20 protein-coding genes and 1 tRNA gene are annotated in these 20,691 nt (G+C 37.3%); 7 read left to right on the forward strand and 14 right to left on the reverse strand.

All coding sequences use genetic code 11. The features are described from left to right. Nucleotides 1-3: 3 nt before the first annotated feature. A complete protein-coding gene (locus WFH39_RS16665) occupies nucleotides 4-924 on the reverse strand; it encodes a J domain-containing protein (protein ID WP_336690701.1) in 921 nt (306 codons plus the stop codon). Nucleotides 925-1,018: 94 nt separating this feature from the next. Here WFH39_RS16665 and WFH39_RS16670 point away from each other — a divergent pair, with 94 nt between their 5' ends. Next, nucleotides 1,019-2,218, forward strand: coding sequence for a dicarboxylate/amino acid:cation symporter (locus tag WFH39_RS16670; RefSeq protein ID WP_336690702.1), 1,200 nt, complete (start codon nucleotides 1,019-1,021; stop codon nucleotides 2,216-2,218). Nucleotides 2,219-2,304: 86 nt separating this feature from the next. Further along, nucleotides 2,305-2,835 (forward strand): hypothetical protein, encoded by a 531-nt coding sequence (locus WFH39_RS16675; protein WP_336690703.1) that lies wholly within the window; start codon nucleotides 2,305-2,307, stop codon nucleotides 2,833-2,835. Here WFH39_RS16675 and WFH39_RS16680 read toward each other — a convergent pair whose 3' ends face one another. The 3 genes from WFH39_RS16680 to WFH39_RS16690 all read right to left on the reverse strand — a co-directional run bounded on the left by WFH39_RS16680 (nucleotide 2,836) and on the right by WFH39_RS16690 (nucleotide 6,305). Then, nucleotides 2,836-3,219, reverse strand: coding sequence for a DUF779 domain-containing protein (locus WFH39_RS16680; protein ID WP_336690704.1), 384 nt, complete (start codon nucleotides 3,217-3,219; stop codon nucleotides 2,836-2,838). A 263-nt stretch (nucleotides 3,220-3,482) separates the two neighbouring features. Continuing rightward, entirely contained in the window at nucleotides 3,483-4,514 is a 1,032-nt protein-coding gene (adhP, locus tag WFH39_RS16685) for an alcohol dehydrogenase AdhP (RefSeq protein WP_336690705.1), read from the reverse strand. A gap of 261 nt (nucleotides 4,515-4,775) precedes the next feature. Further along, nucleotides 4,776-6,305, reverse strand: a complete 1,530-nt coding sequence (locus tag WFH39_RS16690) for an aldehyde dehydrogenase family protein (RefSeq protein WP_336690706.1) — start codon at nucleotides 6,303-6,305, stop codon at nucleotides 4,776-4,778. Nucleotides 6,306-6,486: 181 nt separating this feature from the next. Here WFH39_RS16690 and WFH39_RS16695 point away from each other — a divergent pair, with 181 nt between their 5' ends. Beyond that, nucleotides 6,487-7,410 (forward strand): AraC family transcriptional regulator, encoded by a 924-nt coding sequence (locus tag WFH39_RS16695; protein ID WP_336690707.1) that lies wholly within the window; start codon nucleotides 6,487-6,489, stop codon nucleotides 7,408-7,410. A gap of 2 nt (nucleotides 7,411-7,412) precedes the next feature. On the opposite strand, the gene WFH39_RS16700 is transcribed toward WFH39_RS16695, so the two are convergent. The 3 genes from WFH39_RS16700 to WFH39_RS16710 all read right to left on the reverse strand — a co-directional run bounded on the left by WFH39_RS16700 (nucleotide 7,413) and on the right by WFH39_RS16710 (nucleotide 9,754). Beyond that, nucleotides 7,413-7,679: a DUF7683 domain-containing protein gene (locus WFH39_RS16700; protein ID WP_235131410.1), complete on the reverse strand. Its 267-nt coding sequence runs from the start codon at nucleotides 7,677-7,679 to the stop codon at nucleotides 7,413-7,415. Between the two features lie 48 nt (nucleotides 7,680-7,727). Beyond that, nucleotides 7,728-9,056 carry a hydroxymethylglutaryl-CoA synthase family protein gene (locus tag WFH39_RS16705; RefSeq protein WP_336690708.1) on the reverse strand — a complete coding sequence of 443 codons (1,329 nt, stop codon included), beginning with the start codon at nucleotides 9,054-9,056 and terminating at the stop codon, nucleotides 7,728-7,730. Nucleotides 9,057-9,193: 137 nt separating this feature from the next. Next, nucleotides 9,194-9,754 (reverse strand): RNA polymerase sigma factor, encoded by a 561-nt coding sequence (locus tag WFH39_RS16710; protein ID WP_235131412.1) that lies wholly within the window; start codon nucleotides 9,752-9,754, stop codon nucleotides 9,194-9,196. Between the two features lie 307 nt (nucleotides 9,755-10,061). Between WFH39_RS16710 and tyrS the strand changes: the two genes are divergently transcribed. After that, nucleotides 10,062-11,357 (forward strand): tyrosine--tRNA ligase, encoded by a 1,296-nt coding sequence (gene tyrS / locus WFH39_RS16715; RefSeq protein ID WP_336690709.1) that lies wholly within the window; start codon nucleotides 10,062-10,064, stop codon nucleotides 11,355-11,357. 125 nt (nucleotides 11,358-11,482) lie between these two features. Here tyrS and WFH39_RS16720 read toward each other — a convergent pair whose 3' ends face one another. Beyond that, the gene (locus tag WFH39_RS16720) at nucleotides 11,483-11,935 is read right to left on the reverse strand and encodes a hypothetical protein (RefSeq protein WP_214589013.1); all 453 of its coding nucleotides are present in this window, start codon (nucleotides 11,933-11,935) and stop codon (nucleotides 11,483-11,485) included. Nucleotides 11,936-12,179: 244 nt separating this feature from the next. On the opposite strand from WFH39_RS16720, the gene WFH39_RS16725 reads away from it, so the two are divergent. The 3 genes from WFH39_RS16725 to WFH39_RS16735 all read left to right on the forward strand — a co-directional run bounded on the left by WFH39_RS16725 (nucleotide 12,180) and on the right by WFH39_RS16735 (nucleotide 14,785). Continuing rightward, nucleotides 12,180-12,818 (forward strand): alpha/beta hydrolase, encoded by a 639-nt coding sequence (locus WFH39_RS16725; protein WP_336690730.1) that lies wholly within the window; start codon nucleotides 12,180-12,182, stop codon nucleotides 12,816-12,818. Between the two features lie 109 nt (nucleotides 12,819-12,927). Continuing rightward, nucleotides 12,928-14,259: a PDZ domain-containing protein gene (locus WFH39_RS16730; protein ID WP_235131415.1), complete on the forward strand. Its 1,332-nt coding sequence runs from the start codon at nucleotides 12,928-12,930 to the stop codon at nucleotides 14,257-14,259. A gap of 1 nt (nucleotide 14,260) precedes the next feature. After that, complete coding sequence (locus WFH39_RS16735; RefSeq protein WP_271160764.1) at nucleotides 14,261-14,785, forward strand: hypothetical protein; 525 nt, start codon at nucleotides 14,261-14,263, stop codon at nucleotides 14,783-14,785. Here WFH39_RS16735 and WFH39_RS16740 read toward each other — a convergent pair. The 6 genes from WFH39_RS16740 to WFH39_RS16765 all read right to left on the reverse strand — a co-directional run bounded on the left by WFH39_RS16740 (nucleotide 14,782) and on the right by WFH39_RS16765 (nucleotide 20,690). Continuing rightward, nucleotides 14,782-15,804, reverse strand: a complete 1,023-nt coding sequence (locus WFH39_RS16740) for a L,D-transpeptidase (RefSeq protein ID WP_336690710.1) — start codon at nucleotides 15,802-15,804, stop codon at nucleotides 14,782-14,784. The two genes, WFH39_RS16735 and WFH39_RS16740, sit on opposite strands and share 4 nt — an antisense overlap. A 260-nt stretch (nucleotides 15,805-16,064) precedes the next feature. Next, nucleotides 16,065-18,251, reverse strand: coding sequence for a beta strand repeat-containing protein (locus WFH39_RS16745; RefSeq protein ID WP_336690711.1), 2,187 nt, complete (start codon nucleotides 18,249-18,251; stop codon nucleotides 16,065-16,067). 83 nt (nucleotides 18,252-18,334) lie between these two features. After that, nucleotides 18,335-19,018, reverse strand: a complete 684-nt coding sequence (locus tag WFH39_RS16750) for a hypothetical protein (RefSeq protein ID WP_336690712.1) — start codon at nucleotides 19,016-19,018, stop codon at nucleotides 18,335-18,337. Between the two features lie 19 nt (nucleotides 19,019-19,037). Continuing rightward, the gene (locus WFH39_RS16755; protein WP_235131420.1) at nucleotides 19,038-19,652 is read right to left on the reverse strand and encodes a hypothetical protein; all 615 of its coding nucleotides are present in this window, start codon (nucleotides 19,650-19,652) and stop codon (nucleotides 19,038-19,040) included. Between the two features lie 399 nt (nucleotides 19,653-20,051). Beyond that, a complete protein-coding gene (locus WFH39_RS16760; RefSeq protein WP_336690713.1) occupies nucleotides 20,052-20,438 on the reverse strand; it encodes a hypothetical protein in 387 nt (128 codons plus the stop codon). A 178-nt stretch (nucleotides 20,439-20,616) separates the two neighbouring features. Beyond that, nucleotides 20,617-20,690 (reverse strand) — tRNA-Asp (locus WFH39_RS16765). Between the last annotated feature and the right edge of the window lies 1 nt (nucleotide 20,691).

Consider the following 20,691-nt stretch of genomic DNA (forward strand, 5'->3'; position numbering starts at 1 on the left):
GGCTTAGGAATTTTTAAGTTGTTCAAAAAGTTCTTTCTGCTTTTCAGTCAGGTTGGTCGGTAATTTCACTTCATACGTCACAAAAAGATCACCAAATTCGCCCTCTTTCTTGTACACCGGAAAACCTTTTCCTTTTAGTCTCACCGTTGTTCCGTTCTGTGTTTCAGGTTTTACTTTCAGATTTACACTTCCGTCGAAAGTATTTACTTTTACGTCGCCTCCTAAAACCGCGGTGTACAGATCAATCGAAACTTTAGATTTCAGATCATTGCCGGCTCTTTCAAAATTCGGATCAGGAGTAATGTTGAAAGTAATGTATAAATCTCCATTTGGACCGCCATTGAAACCGGGATTTCCATGACCTTTTAATTTAATCTGCTGACCGTCATACACTCCTGCCGGAATCGTAATTCTTACTTTTTTGCCATTGATATCAAAAGTCTGAGGATGTGTTGTTGCGGCATCTTTCAAGGTTAAAGTTAATTCTGCCTGAATATCCTGTCCTTTAAATTTTCCCGACGCACTTCCCCTTGAATTCCTTCCGAAACCTCCTCCTGCTCCGCCAAACATACTCTGGAAAAAATCTGAAAAATCTTCCCCATCGCCGAAATCAGCTTCCGAAAATCCTCCTCCGAAGTTTCCTCCCTGATTTTGATATTGTCTTTGCTGCTGTTGCCGGGCTTTTTCATATTCTTCGCCATGCTTCCAGTGTTCTCCGTATTTATCATACTTTGCACGGTTTTCGGGATTGCTCAGAACTTCATTGGCTTCATTAAGCTCTTTGAATTGTCTTTCGGCTTCCTTATCATCAGGATTGAGATCGGGATGTAATTTTCTTGCGAGTTTACGATATGCCTTTTTGATATCTTCCTGCGTTGCGTTCTTGTCTACGCCTAAAATTTTATAGTAATCTATATAAGCCATAGAAACGATGTTTACTCAAATTTAAGGATTTTATGACTGAATTTTATATAACGGAATGTTAAAAATTAAGCTATCTTTGGTTAAAAAGCAACGCATGAAAGAAGTGTTGAAAAACTATTCGGGAATTTTACTTTTACTTTTGGGAATCATTGTCGGAAGCATCATCGGAATTGTTGCTCCCGATATTGTGGATTATATAAAACCTTTGGGAGATATCTTCCTAAACCTGCTGTTTGTAAGTGTAGTTCCGCTGGTTTTCTTTGCCGTTTCCAATTCTATTGCTTCACTGGAGCAACAGTCTAAGTTCGGAAAGATAATGGTAACCATGGCTTTTACCTTTCTGTTTTTTATTTTAACTGCTGCAATTTTCACAATTTGTGCCGTTTATCTTTTTCCCGTTTCCGGAGTTTCGGGAAGCTCGGAAATCGTGGAGGAAGCAACGAGTAATGACAGTTGGGGAAACAGAATTGTAGGATTTTTTACGGTAGGAGAATTTACACAGCTTTTTTCAAGACAAAATATGCTGGCTCTTTTAATTTTTGCTTTCATGACAGGATTTTCCGCCAGAAAAGCGGGAGAAAAAGGACAGGCTTTCCGCTCATTTATCGCTTCGGGTTATGAAGTGATGAAAGAACTGCTTTTGTTGATTATGAAAGTCGCCCCGATTGGTTTGGGCGCTTATTTTGCGTATCAGGTTGCTACGCTGGGACCTCAGCTTTTCGGATTTTATGCGAAACCTTTAGGGTTGTATTATATTGCAGGAGTAGTCTATTTTCTGGTCTTCTTTTCACTCTATGCGTTTATGGCAAAAGGTCAGAACGGAATTAAAAGTTTCTGGACGAATGCTGTTTTCCCTACTTTAACCGCTTTGAGTACCTGCAGCAGCTTCGCCACGATGCCTGCCAATTTACTGGCAGCTTCAAAAATCGGAATTCCGAGCCAGATTTCAAATATTGTAATCCCGATTGGGACAACCTTACATAAAAACGGTTCTTCCATGTCGTCAATCATTAAGATTTATGTGGCATTCTTAATCATCGGAAGGGATTTTTTTGATCCTATGAATCTTCTTCTAGCTTTAGGAATTACCGTGTTTGTAAGCATTGTTGCAGGAGGAATTCCGAACGGAGGATATATCGGAGAAATGCTGATGATTTCGGTATACAAATTACCGCAAGAAGCAATTCCGGCAGTAATGATTATCGGAACTCTGGTTGATCCTTTGGCAACGGTTTTAAATGCGGTCGGACAATTGGTAGCTTCTATGTTTGTGAGCAGGTTTGTGAAGGTTTGATTTTTTTATCTGAACACAAATTGCACGAATGTTTTTTCACGAATTGCACAAATGTTTTCTAAATAATTTTATGTATTGATTTCTGTATGAATTCTTTTTACAAAAGTATCGGGCTATATGATGAATTAATCTTTGAAACTACAATGGATAAAGCTGAATTCATGTATATATTAAAAAAGCTTATTTATCATAGTAATTTTAGTTTTTTTGAAAATTCAGAATATTTAATTCCAAAAAGATATGAATATAAAGGATATTTGAATAAAAACGAATTTTTGATTATGAGAAGAAGACATCTTTTTGATATGAGTTCTCCAAATCCTTATATAAGAGGTACGATAAATGATGATAACGGAAAAATACTCATTAGAATGGAATTCACTCCCATAAAATATTCCGGTATATCCTTAATTTTTCTGATAATTTTTTTAATTATATTTTTCAATATTCCTTTCCAAGGCAGTTCTGATATGTCTTTTATAGTAATTATACCAATAATTGGAGTTATAAATTATTATTTTACTCTAAAAAGAAATATTACTAGGGGAAAATACGATTTTGAAAGAGAATTAAATTTTATAGTTCAGAAAAATAATATGTTAAAAAATACACGATAATTATTCACTCCGTTTCACCGGTTCTAAATTCTCCAGTTCTTCCGGCTTGAAAAGTCTGTAAATGACTTTGAATGTTTTTCCCAGAGGCGTTTCTAAAGAAAATCCGCCCGGTCCGAAACCATCGACAACATCGAGTGTAAAATGTGAGTATTTCCAGTATTCGAAGAGATCACGGTCGATCCAGAATTCATGATTGTTAATCGTACCGATCATCGCATCGTTCATTCTCGGGTAAAATCCTCCTTTTTCAAAACACTGCGGCTGCGTTCCTTCACAGCATCCTCCTGCCTGATAAAACATCAGGTCACCATATTTTTTTTCCAGTTCCCAAATGACTTCCAAAGCTTTTTCGGTTGCTGAGAGTCTTGCTATTTTTGTTTGCATTTTTCTTTATTTTTATTGAATTAAAGGTCTACGAACGTAGTTCAGAAGTGGAATGAAGAATCTTTATAACATCAGGTTTAGATTCTTCCTTCGTCAGAATGACGACATTTTCGGTATTTCAGAATGTCATTATCTCTTCTTTGATCCATTCGCAAAAATCATGTTCTTAACGCCTCCGTTTCACTCGTCATTATTTTTCTTACATAAAGTTAAAAAGTTTCGGCGAAATTTCATTTCGCCGAAACCTTAAATTCTGTTTAATTCTAACTTCCTGCAATATCGAGAACGATTCTGCCATCGATCTGCCCTTTTTTCATTTTATCAAAAACATCGTTAATATCTTCTAATTTTGCCGGGGTTACCGTTGCTTTCACCAGTCCTTCATTTGCAAAATCCAGTGCTTCCTGAAGATCTTTTCGAGTTCCTACGATGGAACCGCGCACCGTGATTCTTTTTAATACGGTTTCAAAAATCGGAAGTTCAAATGATCCCGGCGGAAGACCATTTAAAGCAATGGTTCCTTTTCTTCGAAGAACATCAATTCCCTGTTTAAAGGCAATCGGAGATACTGCTGTAATTAACGCACCATGCATTCCGCCAACCTCTTTATGGAGGTATTCTCCGGGATCTGTTGTTTTGGCATTCACGACCAGATCTGCGCCTAATTTTTTAGCCAGATCCAGTTTATCATCTGCAACATCAATGGCGGCGACATGCATTCCCATTGCTTTTGCATACTGAACAGCAACGTGTCCCAATCCACCGATTCCCGAAATGGCAACCCATTCTCCCGGTTTTGTTTCCGTTTCCTTTAAGCCTTTGTATACGGTAACTCCTGCACAAAGGATCGGTGCAATTTCTAAAAAGTTAACATCCGGTTTCAGGTGTCCTACATATCGTGAATCTGCAATGACATATTCGGCAAAACCTCCATCAACGCTGTATCCTCCGTTTTTCTGGGCTTCGCAAAGTGTTTCCCAGCCTGTGATACAGTAATCGCAGCATCCACAAGCGGAATAGAGCCACGGAACTCCCACTGCATCTCCTTCTTTTACAAAAGCTTCAGGACCACATGCAACCACGATCCCTACTCCTTCATGTCCCGGAATTAAAGGCATTTTCGGTTTTGCAGGCCAATCGCCGTCCACCGCATGTAAATCTGTATGACAAACGCCACAGGCGATTACTTTTACGAGTACTTCATATCTTCCGGGTTCTCTTACGGGAACTTCTTCTATTTTCAGGGGTTGTCCATAGCCTTGAACAACTGCTGCTTTCATTGTTTTTGGAATCATTATTTATTTTTTTGAGTTGGTTTTAAGTTTAGTCTGGTTTTTTAAATTCCTGATAAGGGTCTAAATGACATGAACATTCCTGCTCACCCGAAAATTCCGGATCAGGACGAATGGTTGTTCGCGTGAGGGATAGGAAGGGCGGCGAGGAACGAGCCGGTGCGGAGTGAAACGGAGCACCGAAACGAAGTGGAGCCCTGAATAGCCCGACCGTTTTTCCCCGTTGCCGAGACGGGGAAAACGGGCACGCCCTAATATTTAAGATTAAAAGAAACCTAGTTTGTTTTTGTTGTAGGAAATCAGCATATTTTTGGTCTGACGGTAATGATCCAACATCATTTTGTGGTTTTCGCGACCGATTCCCGACTGTTTGTATCCTCCAAATGGTGCTCCTGCAGGATATGCATGATACTGGTTTACCCAAACTCTTCCTGCTTCAATATGACGCGGAATGTTATAAAGCTGATGGGCATCTCTTGTCCAAACTCCTGCTCCAAGACCGTAAATGGTGTCGTTTGCAATTTTTAATGCTTCTTCTTCGTCTTTGAAGGTGGTGAACGCCAGAACAGGTCCGAAAATTTCTTCCTGGAAGATTCTCATTCTGTTGTTTCCTTTAAAGATGGTCGGCTGAATATAATATCCGTTTTCCAGACCTTCTCCGACGTGATTTACATCGCCTCCAACAAGCACTTCTGCACCTTCTTCTTTTCCTAATTTGATGTAGGAAAGGATTTTGTCTTTCTGAATCTGTGAAGCCTGTGCTCCCATCATTACGGTTTTATCTAAAGGATTTCCGACTTTGATGGCTTTTACTCTTTCGATCACTTTGGCAATGAAAGCATCTGCGATGTCTTCCTGAACCAGTAATCTTGACGGACATGTACAGATTTCACCCTGATTCAAAGCAAAAAGAACTGCGCCTTCAATGGCTTTATCTAAAAATTCGTCGTCCGCATCCATTACCGAATTAAAGAAAACATTTGGAGATTTTCCTCCCAATTCTAAGGTTACAGGAATGATATTTTCTGTTGCGTACTGCATGACCAGTCTACCGGTTGCTGTAGATCCTGTAAAGGCTGCTTTTGCTACTTTCGGGTTGGTTACCAAAGCTCTTCCCAGTTCTGCTCCGAAACCGTTCACAATGTTTACCACTCCTGCCGGAAGCAGATCTCCGATGAGTTCCATAAGAACCATAATGGAAATCGGAGTACTTTCTGCGGGCTTTAAAACAACGCAGTTTCCTGCTGCCAAAGCCGGAGCTAATTTCCAGACTGCCATTAAGATCGGGAAATTCCACGGAATGATCTGTGCGATTACTCCAAGCGGTTCGTGAACGATTAATGAAACGGTATCTTTATCCAGTTCGTTATGAGAACCTTCTTCTGCTCTGATAACGGACGCAAAATATCTGAAATGATCGATTGCCAAAGGAATATCTGCTGCCAAAGTTTCTCTTACCGCTTTTCCGTTATCAATAGTTTCAACGGTTGCGATGTATTCTAAGTTCTGCTCGATCCTGTCGGCAATTTTGTTTAAGATGATACTCCTTTCTGTGGAAGAAGTGTTTTTCCATGTCTGGAATGCTTTTTCGGCCGCATTTACCGCCAGTTCAAGATCTTCTTTGGATGAATGCGCTGCCTGTGTGAAATTTTTACCGTCAACGGGGGAAACTACATCGAAGTACTGTCCGTTGACCGGAGCTGTAAATTGCCCGTTGATGTAGTTGTCATATCTTTTTTTAAATTCAGGCCATTGCAATAGTGTGCCTGATTGTTGTTGTGTTGTAGTGCTCATATTCGTACAATTTTAATTTTTATTTATTGCCAAATTACACTTCCCTTAGAGATTCGGATAGCACAATCGTACAAAAAAACTTCAAAATCGTGCAGACTGAGAATTTTATTATTTCATTAACAGTATTATAAGCCGATTATTTTCTATATTTGAGTAAACAGGCTATTAAAAATGTTTAGAAATGAACAATAACAAGATTTTATTAGAAGCTCCTGAATTGAAAAGGGAAAACCAGCTTATGCACTTGGTTGAAAATCAGACAAAATTCAATCTAAACAATTGTGAATTCAGTATCTACGAAACGCATAAGGCTGCTTTCGATGTAAAACTGCATTTTGAAACGATTGCATTCACGGCAATGCTTCGAGGCAAAAAGCACATGAAAATAGATCATAAAACGGGATATTTCGATTATTATCCGGGAGAAAGTGTTCTGGTTTCGCCGGGAGAAACAATGGTGATCGATTTTCCTGAAGCCGATGAAACACCTTCCCAGTGTATTTCTCTAAGCCTGAATCCTGAATTCATAGAGAGTTCTCTTAATCACCTCAATTATCATCTTCCGAAAGTAGACGAAACTTCGCGCTGGAATATTGAACTGGATGAATATTTTCTGTTTAATAATCAGTCTTTGGCTTCGGCAACCAATAATATCATGAGAATTGCGATGGACGACAATTCACAGAAAGATATTATGGCAGATTTTGCTTTGAAGGAACTTCTGATCCGCCTGATGCAGACACAAGCGAGAAGCATGGTGGAGAAAAATATTGTAAAAAATAAATCCAGAATTGGTTTTGCCGTAGATTATATTAAGAAAAACCTTCATCAGAAATTATCGATAGACAGCATTGCAAAAATGGCATATGTTAGCAAATCTAATTTCTTTAAAATGTTTAAAGACGAACTGGGAACTTCTCCGAATGAGTTTATTTTGCAGGAAAGAATCAATCGGGCAAAAGAACTTTTGGCGAACCAGAACAGCATTAAGGAAACAGCTTATCAGACAGGGTTTTCGGATGCGAATTATTTTACGAGAGTATTTAAGCAATTAGTGGGAGTAACTCCGAAGAGCTATCAGGATAAAATCGGGCTTTGGGATTAATTTTAATATCTATCTTCATAACAAGATAATTGATACGTATACTTATCAAAATCAGGATAGATTTCTTCCGTTAAAAATGGTCTTAATTTTTGAATTTGATTTTCATTAAGATCATAACAATTATATATTTCATGTGGAAAATCATCTTTTGATAACACCAAATCATCCAAAGTTGCTAAAATTTCTTCTGGAGAAATATTTAGAATATATTCTCTGTTAAGATATTCATCCAATTGATTAAATTCTTCAATAACTCTTTCTATTTTCACGCTATAATAAAAAAACACCCCAAAGATAGAGTGTTTTTCATTAAGTTTTTATTTTTGATAATCATAATATCTCGCTCCTTTTAAAACAGGATTTTCCAATTCTACTGATGTTAAACCGAAACCTTTATAGTTTTCGTTAACTGAATTTCGCAGTTGCTTTCTGTGGAGTTTTTCGTAAGTCCCAAAATCAATTGCTGTTCTGTTTTTTAAGCTTTCAAATAAATTCCATTTTTCGGCCACCTTTTTCCAGTTTTCTGAAACTTTTCCGGCAAAAACTTTGGATTTTGATCCGCTTCCGTATCCTAAAAATCCGATTTGCTGTCCTGCCAACTCTTCATTCTCGTTAAAAGATGTCTGTAAAGCGGAAAGTAGAGCCATAAAAATGGAAGCGGTATACATATTTCCGATTTCCGAAGATGCACGTTGAGATTTTTCAATTTTATCATTAATAAACTGAATATAACCATCAGATTTTGCCACTGCTTTTTGCTCTTCAGGAGTTTCGTAAGACAAACCGTTTTCTAAGCTGTAAATTTCTGTGAAAACTCTCTTTCCGTGGAAGGCGTAGGGAAGATGGAAGATCAGATATTTCCAGTTTTCGTAAGGCTTATTAAGTCCTGTAATTTCTTTATAATGATCGTAGGCTTCTCTAATTCTGTCCTGATAACACTGGTTGGAATATTGTCCGTCGAAAACAGGTTCATCCGTGAAAATTTCTATTTTTTCGGGAAAACTTTCGGGAGCATTCGTTAAATCTTCTTTTTTGAAATGACGACGCGGCTTGAAAAAATCAAACACTGATTCTGTGGCAACTCCCCAATTGTTCTCAATTTCAATGAGATCAGGTTTTGAAGAAATTAGAACCGCAACTGCTCCTCCACCCTGTGTATATTCTCCGGAAGAAGCCAGTTCGTATTTTGCGTAATCACTTGCAATGACTACCGCTTTTTTATCAGGGTTTGCTCTTACAAAATCTAAAGAATTATGAAGCGCATCTACTGCTCCAATACATGCAAAAGTCATGTCTACCACATCACAATTTCTGAAAACCCGTTCTCCGAATTCTTTTTCCAGAACTTTCTCTACCATCTGCATAGCGTAAGAAGCGGTTGGTTTAGCGGCATCCAAAGCGCTTTCTGTTCCTAAATAGATTCTTGATATTTCTTTCGGATTGATGTTATAATCCTGTATGAGTTTAAATAATGCTTCTGCTGCAAATGTTGCGGCATCTTCATGAACATCGGGAAAGCCCATTTTATGCAATCCCAATCCTTTTTCGAGTTTTGCAGGTTCGATTCCTCTTTTTTCTGCTAAATCTTTTATTTTCAAATATAATGAAGGTACATAATAGCTTGCAGCCTCAATTCCAAAAGTCATATTTCTTAATTTTCATACGAATTTAGAAAATGTAAACGTTTAATCATATATGATTTTTAGCAATTATTAAAAATTTATTCAGAATATGATAAACCTCAGTGCATTATGTTTTATGACTGAAGATGGAGATTTTGTGATTACTGATCCTCAAACTCATTATTTTTCAGTAATTCTGCCAGAACTTTTTTTGCGCGCATCACCCTAACTTTTGTATTGGCGACAGAAATGCCTAATTCTTCAGCAATTTCTTTGATGCTTTTTTCTTCGAAAAATCTTAAACGAATGATTTCCTGATAATTGACATCTAAAGATTCTATTGTTTTTATGATTTTCTTTTGTTCTTCTTCGGAAATCATTAATTCTTCAGGAGATTTGGCATACTGGTTTTTTACTTCATCCAGATTTTCTGTAGGGTCCTGATTTTCTTTAGATTTTTTCCGCCAAAAATCGATGATGGTATTCTGCGCGATGGTGAGAACCCATGTTTTAAACTGAAAATGCGGATCGTACATTTCCAGCTTTGAAAGGACTTTTGAAAAAACATTTACGGTGATTTCGTCAGCATCATTTTCGTCATGAACTTTTTTCATTACAAAAGAAAAAACATCAACCCAAAAAATGTTGATGAGCTTTGTCTGGGCTTTCTGGTCTTTTTCCTTCGCTTTCTGAATGAGAGGAAATAATTGTTCGTCGTTCATTAGTAACAAATATAACTGATTTTCGCTGAAAATACAATGCAGGAAATCAAATGATTTTTTGGTAAAAATGGTATTACCGACCGAGGTTTAGCCCTGATCGCAGCATTTGTCTGAGCTCATTTTGATTGATATAGGTTTCGGCGGCTTTGCCGCCGAAACCTATATCAATCAAAATAGCGAGTGCGGAGAGCAGGAAACAGCTCCTAAAAAATTAGCTTCTTTTTCATCCTGAATTGAAAGTTTCTGTCTTCGCCTTATTGCTCTGAAATGATTATCTTTGCACATTAAAATTTTAAATCAGAAAATAATGAACTCTTTTATTGAAGAACTGAAATGGCGCGGGCTTTTTGCCGACATGATGCCCGGAACGGACGAACAACTGGATAAGGAAATGACAACAGCTTACATCGGTTTTGATCCTACCGCAGATTCTTTGCATATCGGAAGTCTTATTCAGATCAAAATTTTAGCTCACTTTCAGCAGCACGGTCATAAACCGATTGCTTTGGTGGGTGGCGCAACAGGAATGATTGGGGATCCTTCAGGAAAGTCTGCGGAAAGAAATCTTCTGGATGAAGATACTTTGCTTCATTATGTAGACTGTCTTAAAAATCAGCTTTCCAGATTTCTGGATTTTTCGGGAAGCGAGCCGAATAAAGCGGAACTGGTAAACAATTACGACTGGATGAAAAATATATCTTTCCTAGATTTTGCCAAAAATGTAGGGAAAAATATTACCGTAAACTATATGATGGCGAAAGATTCTGTGAAGAAAAGATTTTCGGGAGAATCGGGTGCAGAAGGAATGAGTTTTACGGAGTTTACCTATCAGTTGATTCAGGGATACGATTTTTTACATCTGTATCAAAATAACGGCGTTAAACTTCAGATGGGAGGTTCTGACCAGTGGGGAAACATCACGACCGGAACTGAACTTATCCGCAGAAAAGCGCAGGGTGAAGCTTTTGCATTAACGGTTCCTCTGATTACAAAAGCCGACGGTTCTAAATTCGGGAAGTCTGAAAGCGGAGAAAATTACTGGCTGGATAAAAAGAAGACTTCTCCTTATAAATTTTACCAGTTCTGGCTGAATGCAACGGATGAAGACGCAGAAAGATTCATTAAATTCTATACATTTTTAGGGAAGGAAGAAATTGAAGCTTTAATTGAAGATCATAAAACGGCTCCTCACGAAAGAAAACTTCAGAAAAAATTAGCTGAGGAAGTTACGGTATGGGTTCACGGAAAAGATGAATACGAAAAGGCATTGAAAGCATCTGAGATTCTTTTCGGACGTTCAACCGCAGAAGATCTGGTAAGTCTTGATGAAGAAACTTTTCTGGAAGTATTTGACGGAGTTCCGCAAAAAGAAGTGGTGAAGAATGATGTTTTAGGCGTAAATATCGTAGATCTTTTATCTGAAAAATCAGGATTTTTAAAATCGAAAAGCGAAGCGACAAGAGAGCTGAAAGGAAATTCTATTTCCGTAAACAAACAGAAAATTAATGATGTTTACACTGCCAATGAAAGTGATCTGATTGACGGCAAGTTTTTACTTCTTCAAAAAGGAAAGAAGAGCTATTTTATTGTGAAAGTAATTTAAAAGTTAATAATATAGTATAAATCGGGGGCGCAAAATTTTCAATTTTGCGCCCCCGATTTTTTAGGTAATGTCAATAAAAAAAGACCACCTTTTCAGATGGTCTTGGTATTTTGAATAATTTTTTCTTATAATTCTAAGAAGCTGTAAGAAAGTGATGCACTCTGCGTACCCGATCCTACTACTTTTTTAGTTTTTGCAACTTCACCGTCTACATAAATATTGATGATTAGCTCAGAATCTGAATAAGGAAGAACTGCATTTGCTGCTAAATTTAGCTGAGCCTGGCTTGAGCTTACAAACTGCTCTCCGCTGGACCATGTAGTTCCTGTAGGATTGAAAGTAGTACTCTGCCCTGTTCCGATTTGTGTAACTACTGTTTTGAAAGTTCCTGTAACTGGTGGATTTGCAGGTGGATTTGGACCTTTTGTATTTATTTTAGCTTCAAATTGAATAATATGATCTGTAAATCCGTCCTCGTCATCTTTCTTACAAGAATTAACAACTAAAATTGCCGAAAATAATACAGCGAATAAAAAAGAAAGTCTAAGTAAACTTTTTGATTTGTAAAATTGCTTCATTTCTCCAAATAGATTTTTAATGTTCCAAATATAGGTTTTTTATCAATATAAAAATAACTTTTATGAAAAATTTCCAACAATGATTTGCAAATAATATCAATTCAATAAATATTTACACCGTTGTTTTTGCCTGAATATTGAATGACTGGACAATAGTTTTTAAGACAGTTTGTCCGTGTCTCTGAAATGGTCTTATTTTGATGCTGCTAAGGATAAATACATCATTAATAATTATCTTTGCCTTATGAATTTAGATTATATTGTAAGAGAACCCGAAAATATTAATTCCGACACCACGATTCTTTTCATGCTTCACGGCTATGGAAGCAACGAGCAGGATCTTTTCAGCTTCAGGGAAACACTTCCTAAAGACTGGATTATCGTAAGCTTCAGAGCTCCAAGAAACACCCAGTTTGAAGGCTTTTCATGGTATGATATCGATTTTAATAATCCTGACAACTTTATTGATGTTCCGCAGGCTACAGAATCTTTAAACAGCGTTACGGAAAGCATTCTTAAAATTGTAAACAGCTATGGAATTACCAAAGGAAAGACTCACCTTTGCGGCTTCAGTCAGGGAGGAATTTTATGTTATGCTCTGGCTCTGAAATATCCTGAAATGTTTAATCTTGTGGCGTGTTTAAGCACTTATCCGGAAGAAAAATTACTCACCGACATTGTAAGGGATAAGAAAAAACTGGAAAGACTGCGCTTCTTTATTTCTCACGGAACAGATGATGCCGTAATTCCTTTGGAATGGGGAAGAAAAGCGGCAGATCTTTTGTATGATTTAAGCTGTTATTTTACGTTCAGAGAATATATGAGCGGTCATGGAGTGAACCAGAAAAATTATATGGATCTGATGGATTTTTTCTCCAAATAGATTATCGAAATCTAAACATTCGTTTTAAATTATTAAACAAAATACAAACATTCTCATTTTGGGAATGTTTTTTTATTGCTGATATTGATAAATTCAGTAAATTCAGTAAATGAAACTGAGGTATCTTTTTGTGTTGTTGCTGTTCAGCATTTTAATGAATGCTCAGAACTCTTTTGAAATAAAGGATGCCAAAAAAACAGTTATTCCCTTTAAGCTTATTGCCAATTTAATCTTTATTCCCGTTAACATTAATGGGGTTAATCTTACTTTTTTACTGGATACGGGAGTGGCAGAAACTTCAATTTTCAGTCTGGAAAATAAAGAAATCAGTCTTCAGAATGTTGAAAAGATAAAGTTTGCAGGTTTAGGAGGCAGTGCAAGCATCGACGGATTACGTTCCGACAATAATATTGCGAAAATCGGAAAAAATTTCGTGAATTATTCAATGACGGTTTATATCATTACCGATCAGGATTTTAATATTTCCTCACATGTAGGAATTCCGGTGAATGGAATTATCGGCTATCATTTTTTTAAAGACCATCCTGTCCTGATTGATTATGCATCTAAAAAAATTACCATTTACAACGATAAAAATCTATTTCAAAAAAAGATAAAAAATTTCAGAGAGATGGATATCAGCATCGAAAAAAACAAGCCTTATGTTGTGGCTGATGTTGAAATGACCAGAGAAAGAAAACCTTCAAAATTGCTGATTGATCTGGGAAATAGTGATCCGATGTGGCTATTTCCTGCCCTCATTAAAGATTTTGTATACAACAGACCGAATATTGATGATTATCTGGGAAGAGGTTTTAATGGTGATGTGTATGGCAAACGAAGCAGAATTCACAACCTGTATCTCGGAGATTTTAAATTTGAAAAGCCATTAACGGCAATGCCTGATGAATACTCCATTCAGCACGTAAATATGGTGGAAAACAGAAAAGGCTCAATTGGCGGAGATATCATGAGACGTTTTACCGTTGCATTCGATTATTCTGATCAGAAAATGTATTTAAAAAAGAACGGTAATTACGATGATCCTTTTCATTTCAATATGAGCGGTCTGGATTTTAAGCAGGACGGAATGGAATGGACAAAAGATGTGGTGAATCTTCCCGCTAAAAGCAAAGAAAGTCCTTCCAATGGCATTGAAATCATTAATAACAATCTGCAGTATAATTTTGTCTTAAAACCTATTTTTTCCATTGCCGGAGTCCGTAAAGATTCTCCGGGAGCTAAAGCAGGACTTCAGAAAGATGACCGCCTGATTAGTATTAACGGCAAAAAAACAGAAGATATGACTCTGAATAAAATTATGGAACTGATGAAATCTGACGAAGGAAAAACCATTGACATGCTGATTGAAAGAAAAAATAAACAAATGACTTTGAGCTTTACTCTCGAAGATCCGATACCTTACCAAGAACAAGAATGATATGAAAACCGAAGAAACTACACTGGACAAAATAAGAACCAGACCGCGATTTAAGATGTTCACTCATTTAACCAAAGAAGAATATGCAGAAAATCTGAAAAAATACCTTAAAGAGCATAAAGATGAATTTTCCGGCAACATTAATAAAGAAGTTGCAACCATCTGTGTGGAAACAGATTATGAAACCTACTGGAAACCAAGGTTGTCTTTAAGGATTGAAATTGAAGACGAAAAAACTGCGATACGGGGCGTTTTCGGACCCAGTTCCGCAGTTTGGACGTTTTTTATGTTTTTATATTTTGTTTTTTCGATCCTCTGGATGGTTTTTATTTCCATGTATTATGTTGAAAAGCAAATCAACAGTCAGGAATTTCCATGGGCGCTTACCGCATCCTTTATTATGTTATTCTGCATTGCACTGACGTATACAGCAGCACGTTTCGGTCAGTATAAAGGGAAGGATGAAATGCAGAAGCTCAGAAGATTTGCCGAAGAATCTACACTGCAATTCGAAAAGATCGATTAAGGAGCAACAGTTTTGGTTGTTTGCGGCATCTGTTCCAATACAGCTTTTGCCGCTTTTATAGAATCCACCACTTTTTCTCTGTTGTCCTGCTCTTTGAGTATTTTTTCGATGTTTGGCTCTATCATCTTAGTCATTTCTTCCACAGAAACGCTGTTTGCATTCGGATCGTTCAGAAGTTTTCTCCAAGGTTTTCTTTTGCCCCAGCCGTAATCTCCATACACCATTACGGGAGTTCCTTTTGCTTTTGTAGTTGCACCACCCGGATTTAATACCCACGTATCTGCATAACCGTAAAGCCATTTTGCATCTTTCATTAATAATCTTAAACAGGAGTGCGATGCAGGATAACCCGGAAGATCATACTGATGCCATCCAATTCCGTCGAGATTAAAGATGTTGAAATTATAGGGTAACTTCCACTCGCTGCTTACAGTTGAAATTGCCAGCTGCTTTTTCCAGTTGGCAAAAGTAAGACCTGTCTTTGTTTTGGCGGTTTTCTTCCCCATACTTGTAGGACCCCATTTTACCAATGTTCCGTTTGAATATACTCCGTAAGCCTGAATAGGGTAAGAGAATATTACAAACTTTTTCACCGGACTCAGTACATCAAGCTGCATCGGGAAAGGAGAATACTCCATCAATGTGGTATCAATTTTTGCCGGAACAACCAGAGTATCGGCATTCCATTTATTTTTAGAATCCAGCCTGTTTAAAGCTAAAATAGCATAACGCTCCTTTTCAGTATACTTTTCATTGAAGATTCCGAAGAGAGAATCTTTCATTTTTTTGTCTTTTGGGAAAATAAAAGCATTATAAAAACCATCTTCCTGCATTGCGGGTGGTAAAGATTCTTTTTCTATTACAGAATCTTTTTTTACAATTATAGAATCTTTTTCAGAATCGGGTTCACTCATTGATGATGTTGTATCACTGATTTTATCGCTGATTTTTTCAATTTCCTTTTTGCAGGAAACCATCATTAAAGTAATAAAGAATGCGTAAAGAAATGATTTTTTCACAAGTCTGTTTTTCATAAATAAAAATGGCAGATAATTTTTTCTACTCAGTACAAATATCAGACCTAAAATCGGATAAAAAAAATACAGCGTTCATTTACCGTAAAAATACGGTGAGCAGATAATCCATTCTGAAAGCTCATTATTTTCAAGCTTATCTGATAATTCACTGATATGTAACTAAAAAACTATTATACAGGAAATAAACTGAGAACTCACTCCATAAAATATAGACAGCCAATGAAAAAGACTAATTCATAAAATTAATTTAATCTGATGATTTTCAATCTGTGCTGTCCGGTACCTGTTAAAGCCGTAACATTTCCTACCAGCCCTCCGACCTGAATGGTAACAGTTTGTCCTGATGTTAAACTAACCACAGTTGATGGTGAACTTGTAATGTTAACGCCACTTCCTGCGTATGGAGATGCCGAACAGGATGATTCTGTGTCTGTTGTGCCATTTACAACAATTCTGGTTGTAATTGCATGGTTGGCAGCTGTATTTGCATTAAAACTGTTATTTACGATAATCTGATACGTTCCTGTCGCCGGAGCCGTAAAATTTCCTGAGGTTGTATTATAGGAAGTTCCTACATTTACTGCTGTTGTATTGTAGGGGATAACAACATAGGCAACAGCGGGAGTATATGTTGTGGTTCTCGAAGCATCTACCAGCAACTGAGGAAAGGTATAATTGTTGGGTTCCCATTGGCTGGTAGTGGTGTTGTAAACCAATGTCTGTCCGTTTACAGGAGCCGTATTAGCAACATTTCGTCCCTGAATTTTCGTAACTGTGGAAGCTGCTAAAGTTCCGGTAACGTCACCTGCTATAGAAATTCCTGATGTTGGATAAGTTCCTGCTGCAGTTAATTGTCCCTGTGCATTTACCGTGAATGTAGGAACAGCAGTAGAAGCGGTTCCGTAAGCCCCTGCAGTCACCGCAGTATTACTCAAAGATATGGTTCCTGTAGTGGTTATGGGTCCTCCCGTAAGTCCTGTTCCTGTGGCAATATTGGTTATAGTTCCTGTATTTGAGGCTGAAATCGTTCCGTCCGAAGCAACATTTATTCCTGAGCCAATTTTTACCCCTCCAAGAATTGTGGCACTTGCAACAGGCAGAGAATATGCTGAAGGCAACAAGTGTTTCTGCCCATCTGCACCAATATAGGTATTTGTATTTCCTGTCCCTCCCAAGACTCCCTGAGTTCCTGAAACAAGGTTACCGATGCCAGTAACTAAATCGTAGTCTAAAGTTACTCCGCTCCCCAATACAGCATTGGTACCGCCTGTTAGAGTTAATCCCGCTGTTGATGTCGTTATATTACCTCTTGTAAGCGCTGCATTTGGTGATGTATTAATCCAGCCAGATCCGTTATATTGTAAAATCTGCCCTGCTGCAATAGCGGAAAGAGATACATCACTTAAACCTGACAATGCGAAATTTCCCAGAGTTCCGTTTCCTCTAATGTATTGAGCAGTTGTTCCCGAACCGGAAACGGTAATCGTTCCCGAATTGGTAACCGGAGAGCCGGAAACACTAAATGCAGAAGGCATACTAAGTCCTACACTTGTAACTGTCCCCGTATTCGCCGCCGATATTGTACCGTCTGCCGCAACATTAATTCCTGAACCAATCTTTACCCCTCCAAGAGTTGTGGAACTTGCAATTGGTAAAGAATATGCCGAAGGAAGCAAATGTTTCTGTCCGTCCGCACCAATATACGTGTTTGTATTTCCTATTCCTCCCAAGACTCCCTGAGCTCCTGCGGAAAGCCCTCCGATACCAGTCACTAAATTGTAATCGACTGCTGCTCCGCTTCCTAAAACAGCATTAGTACCTCCGCTTACGGACAATCCAGTAGTGGTTGTCGTTAAATTTCCTCTGGTAAGAGCAGAATTTGGAGATATATTAGCCCAGACTGAACCATTATACTGCAAAATCTGTCCTGCTGTAAGACCAGACAAAGTAACATCATTTAAACCTGATAATAAAAAGTTTCCTAACGTTGCGTCTCCTCTGATGTATTGTGCAGCTGTACCAGAACCCGAAACAGTAATGGTTCCCGATCCGGTAACGGGAGAATTTGAGACACTGAACGCAGCAGGCATACTGAGCCCTACACTTGTTACAGTTCCGTTATTAACGGTATTAAGAATACCGCCGGAGAATGTAAGTCCTGAGCCTAAAGAAAGAGGACTTACATTACCAGAAGCATTTGCATATAAAATTTTATTAATAAGACCTGCACTGGTATAGGCAGCTCCGACAGATTTTACGATTCCATTAACGTCAAGCTTTTCAGTAGGATTGGTTACACCAATACCCACATTCCCAGAGTTTTTATTGTAAATATTACTTCCGGATAAAGTCCATTTTGACTCATCAATCTGTTTAAGGGTACCTTTGTTATCAACTACCCGCACTTGTGCATAGAGTGAAAAAGACAAAAACAAACAAAATAAAATTGAAAAATTTGCCAGTCTCATGTTATCAATAAAATTTTGATCAATTATTATTCTAAAGAAATCTCTTATTTCAGATACTGAACCTCGATAATGTCTCCCGCCAGTACAGACCAGTTGTTAGGAGCAGTACTGTTCGGAACGAGAGTTACCACAGATCCTGAGACTGTATAATCTTCATTGGCAATTAATTTTGCTCCGTTTCTGTATACCCATACCTGTGAATAAGCAGGCAATGCAGGAGATCCCGTTAAATTGTAAGAAGTCTGGCCAGCCGCAGAGGTAAATTTTTCCTGTCCGCTTTGTACAAGATCTGTTGCAAGCATTTTTAAAACATTTCCTGTAGCTTCATCTCTTACCAGAATTGTGTACCCTGAAGTTCCCAATGTTGCAGAAGTTGAAGGAACATTAGATCCTGCCTGATTTGCATTGGTGTTCTGAAGGACTTTCGCTAATCCGAACTTTTTGCCGTTAAGATCAATAGTTGTGTCATCTGTAAGCGTACCTCCCAGTTGCCAGGTTGTAGTTGTTACATTATTCGTTGTATTAGTAAGCGTTGTAATCCCGTTTTTAGCCTGCAGGTATTTAATTGTCCCCTTGTTGTCTATTACTCTTATTGTTCCGTTAAGAGCCTGTGCTGCACCATTAGCCGAATTTTGGGTTACATCGCCTGTCGTTTGCTGCGCATTTACCATTCCGAAAGATGAAAGAATGAATACCAGGATTGCTGAAGTTTGTAGATACCTTTTCATGATAAGTAATTTTAAAGTTTTATAAGAATTTGTAAATTTTTATTTCATCGTTAGCATAGCAGGATACTCCGGGTTCCAGTTTTATATTAAATGAAGAAAGAACCTGAAAATCTATGTTTACGCCATTTCTGTAGACTTTTGTATTAGAAGAACTTACATTCCAGGGAGTCGGGAATTCCGTCTGACCATCTGTTGCAATAATTTTTACAGAAAGAATCTCCGTTCCGGACATTTGCGAAATCCAATTGCTGCCATTATACACAAAGAGAGTTCCCGTAGAATTATTAACAAATATATCTCCCGTAGAGTTGGTCGTAGGAATAGCAGGATCTGAGTTTCCGTAGAAAATTTTTGAACTGTCATTAAATCTGAGCCATTTGCTGCCATCCCAATAATAGTAGCCTTTGGTAATTCCGCTGTTTGTCGTTGTATTATAAACAAGCAGGCTGACTGCAGGATTAGGAACGGTAGAAACGTCCGTAACGCTCTGAAGAGGAACGCGCGGAATGAGAACTCCTTTATCTGATGCTTTTGCCACAATATCAAGTGCCGCTGAAGGATCAGGATTAGGAGTATTCACCCCTACCTGAGATAAAAGCAGTGGTGAAATCAGGACTGAACATACAATAAACATTAACCTCATAGCTTTAAGGCTTATTACTTATTATTATACTCTAATAAGTTAAATGTTCATTAAAATGTATTTGGAATAGATTGCAGAACAGCAACTACTTACAGGTTTCTCGAAATAATTTTAATGACATTATTCAACTTTGTGTGATTAATTGAATAATTCTCATCTAACTTTGTGATTATTTAACGAATATACATATTTATTTAAAATAAAAGAAGAATAATTTTAAAATTTTACTAATTTTTAATAAATAATTCAATTAGCTAAATTCTATCGAAAAAATATAAATATAAAAAGTGGTAAATATTAAATAAGCTGTTAAATACCTTGTAACGTTTTGTTTATAAATGATTGGCGGAAAGTTTAATGTTGAAAAACGGGTAAAACAGAAATTCAGAATTATTTTGTGTGTTTATGACCTTTTTCTAATTTGCTTTTACAAACCATAAAGTACTCTATACAATCCTGAATGAGAGAATCTTTTTTTACAGAACAATAAGTCTGCATTTCGCTAACAAACAATTTCTGAATAGTTTCTAATTCCGATAATGATCTTCTCCGTAAAAAACAATCTCTGATATAGTTTTTAAGAATAAGAATTATAAAGCCTCTTTTGGCACATTTTTCATCAAATATGTACGGAAAAATGATTCCCATCCATTCATTATCAAAAAAAAGAACATCTTCATCATCTTCAAACAGTATTAAACTTTCATTATAAGCCCATATCAGAAGATTTTCTTTCAGTTCTTCCTTATTGTTCCAATCAAAGTTTAATGTAATCATCCGCTATTTTCTCTTTAATCTTGATATTTCTGCTAATGGAAATTTAAAAAATTAGGGTTTATTCTGTATAAATGTCGGGAATTATTTTCAGAAAATTATATAAAACTCTTTATGGATTAATCTGAAAATATAAAATGATATAAATAAAAAAAGTCTTCTAAAATTAGAAGACTCTCTGCGATCCGGACGGGACTCGAACCCGCGACCTCCGCCGTGACAGGGCGGCATTCTAACCAGCTGAACTACCGGATCA

The organism is Chryseobacterium sp. MMO-72, assembly GCF_037146035.1.
GTDB lineage: Bacteria > Bacteroidota > Bacteroidia > Flavobacteriales > Weeksellaceae > Chryseobacterium > Chryseobacterium indicum.

Excerpts from the sequence above, each read along its gene's own strand:
- WFH39_RS16695 (WP_336690707.1), top strand. The coding sequence starts at position 6,487 with ATGAACAATAACAAGATTTTATTAGAAGCTCCTGAATTGAAAAGGGAA.
- WFH39_RS16750 (WP_336690712.1), bottom strand. The coding sequence starts at position 19,018 with ATGAAAAGGTATCTACAAACTTCAGCAATCCTGGTATTCATTCTTTCA.
- WFH39_RS16755 (WP_235131420.1), bottom strand. The coding sequence starts at position 19,652 with ATGTTTATTGTATGTTCAGTCCTGATTTCACCACTGCTTTTATCTCAG.
- adhP (WP_336690705.1), bottom strand. The coding sequence starts at position 4,514 with ATGATTCCAAAAACAATGAAAGCAGCAGTTGTTCAAGGCTATGGACAA.
- WFH39_RS16725 (WP_336690730.1), top strand. The coding sequence starts at position 12,180 with ATGAATTTAGATTATATTGTAAGAGAACCCGAAAATATTAATTCCGAC.
- WFH39_RS16730 (WP_235131415.1), top strand. The coding sequence starts at position 12,928 with ATGAAACTGAGGTATCTTTTTGTGTTGTTGCTGTTCAGCATTTTAATG.
- WFH39_RS16680 (WP_336690704.1), bottom strand. The coding sequence starts at position 3,219 with ATGCAAACAAAAATAGCAAGACTCTCAGCAACCGAAAAAGCTTTGGAA.
- WFH39_RS16665 (WP_336690701.1), bottom strand. The coding sequence starts at position 924 with ATGGCTTATATAGATTACTATAAAATTTTAGGCGTAGACAAGAACGCA.
- WFH39_RS16760 (WP_336690713.1), bottom strand. The coding sequence starts at position 20,438 with ATGATTACATTAAACTTTGATTGGAACAATAAGGAAGAACTGAAAGAA.
- WFH39_RS16720 (WP_214589013.1), bottom strand. The coding sequence starts at position 11,935 with ATGAAGCAATTTTACAAATCAAAAAGTTTACTTAGACTTTCTTTTTTA.
- WFH39_RS16710 (WP_235131412.1), bottom strand. The coding sequence starts at position 9,754 with ATGAACGACGAACAATTATTTCCTCTCATTCAGAAAGCGAAGGAAAAA.
- WFH39_RS16675 (WP_336690703.1), top strand. The coding sequence starts at position 2,305 with ATGAATTCTTTTTACAAAAGTATCGGGCTATATGATGAATTAATCTTT.
- WFH39_RS16690 (WP_336690706.1), bottom strand. The coding sequence starts at position 6,305 with ATGAGCACTACAACACAACAACAATCAGGCACACTATTGCAATGGCCT.
- WFH39_RS16735 (WP_271160764.1), top strand. The coding sequence starts at position 14,261 with ATGAAAACCGAAGAAACTACACTGGACAAAATAAGAACCAGACCGCGA.
- WFH39_RS16670 (WP_336690702.1), top strand. The coding sequence starts at position 1,019 with ATGAAAGAAGTGTTGAAAAACTATTCGGGAATTTTACTTTTACTTTTG.
- tyrS (WP_336690709.1), top strand. The coding sequence starts at position 10,062 with ATGAACTCTTTTATTGAAGAACTGAAATGGCGCGGGCTTTTTGCCGAC.
- WFH39_RS16705 (WP_336690708.1), bottom strand. The coding sequence starts at position 9,056 with ATGACTTTTGGAATTGAGGCTGCAAGCTATTATGTACCTTCATTATAT.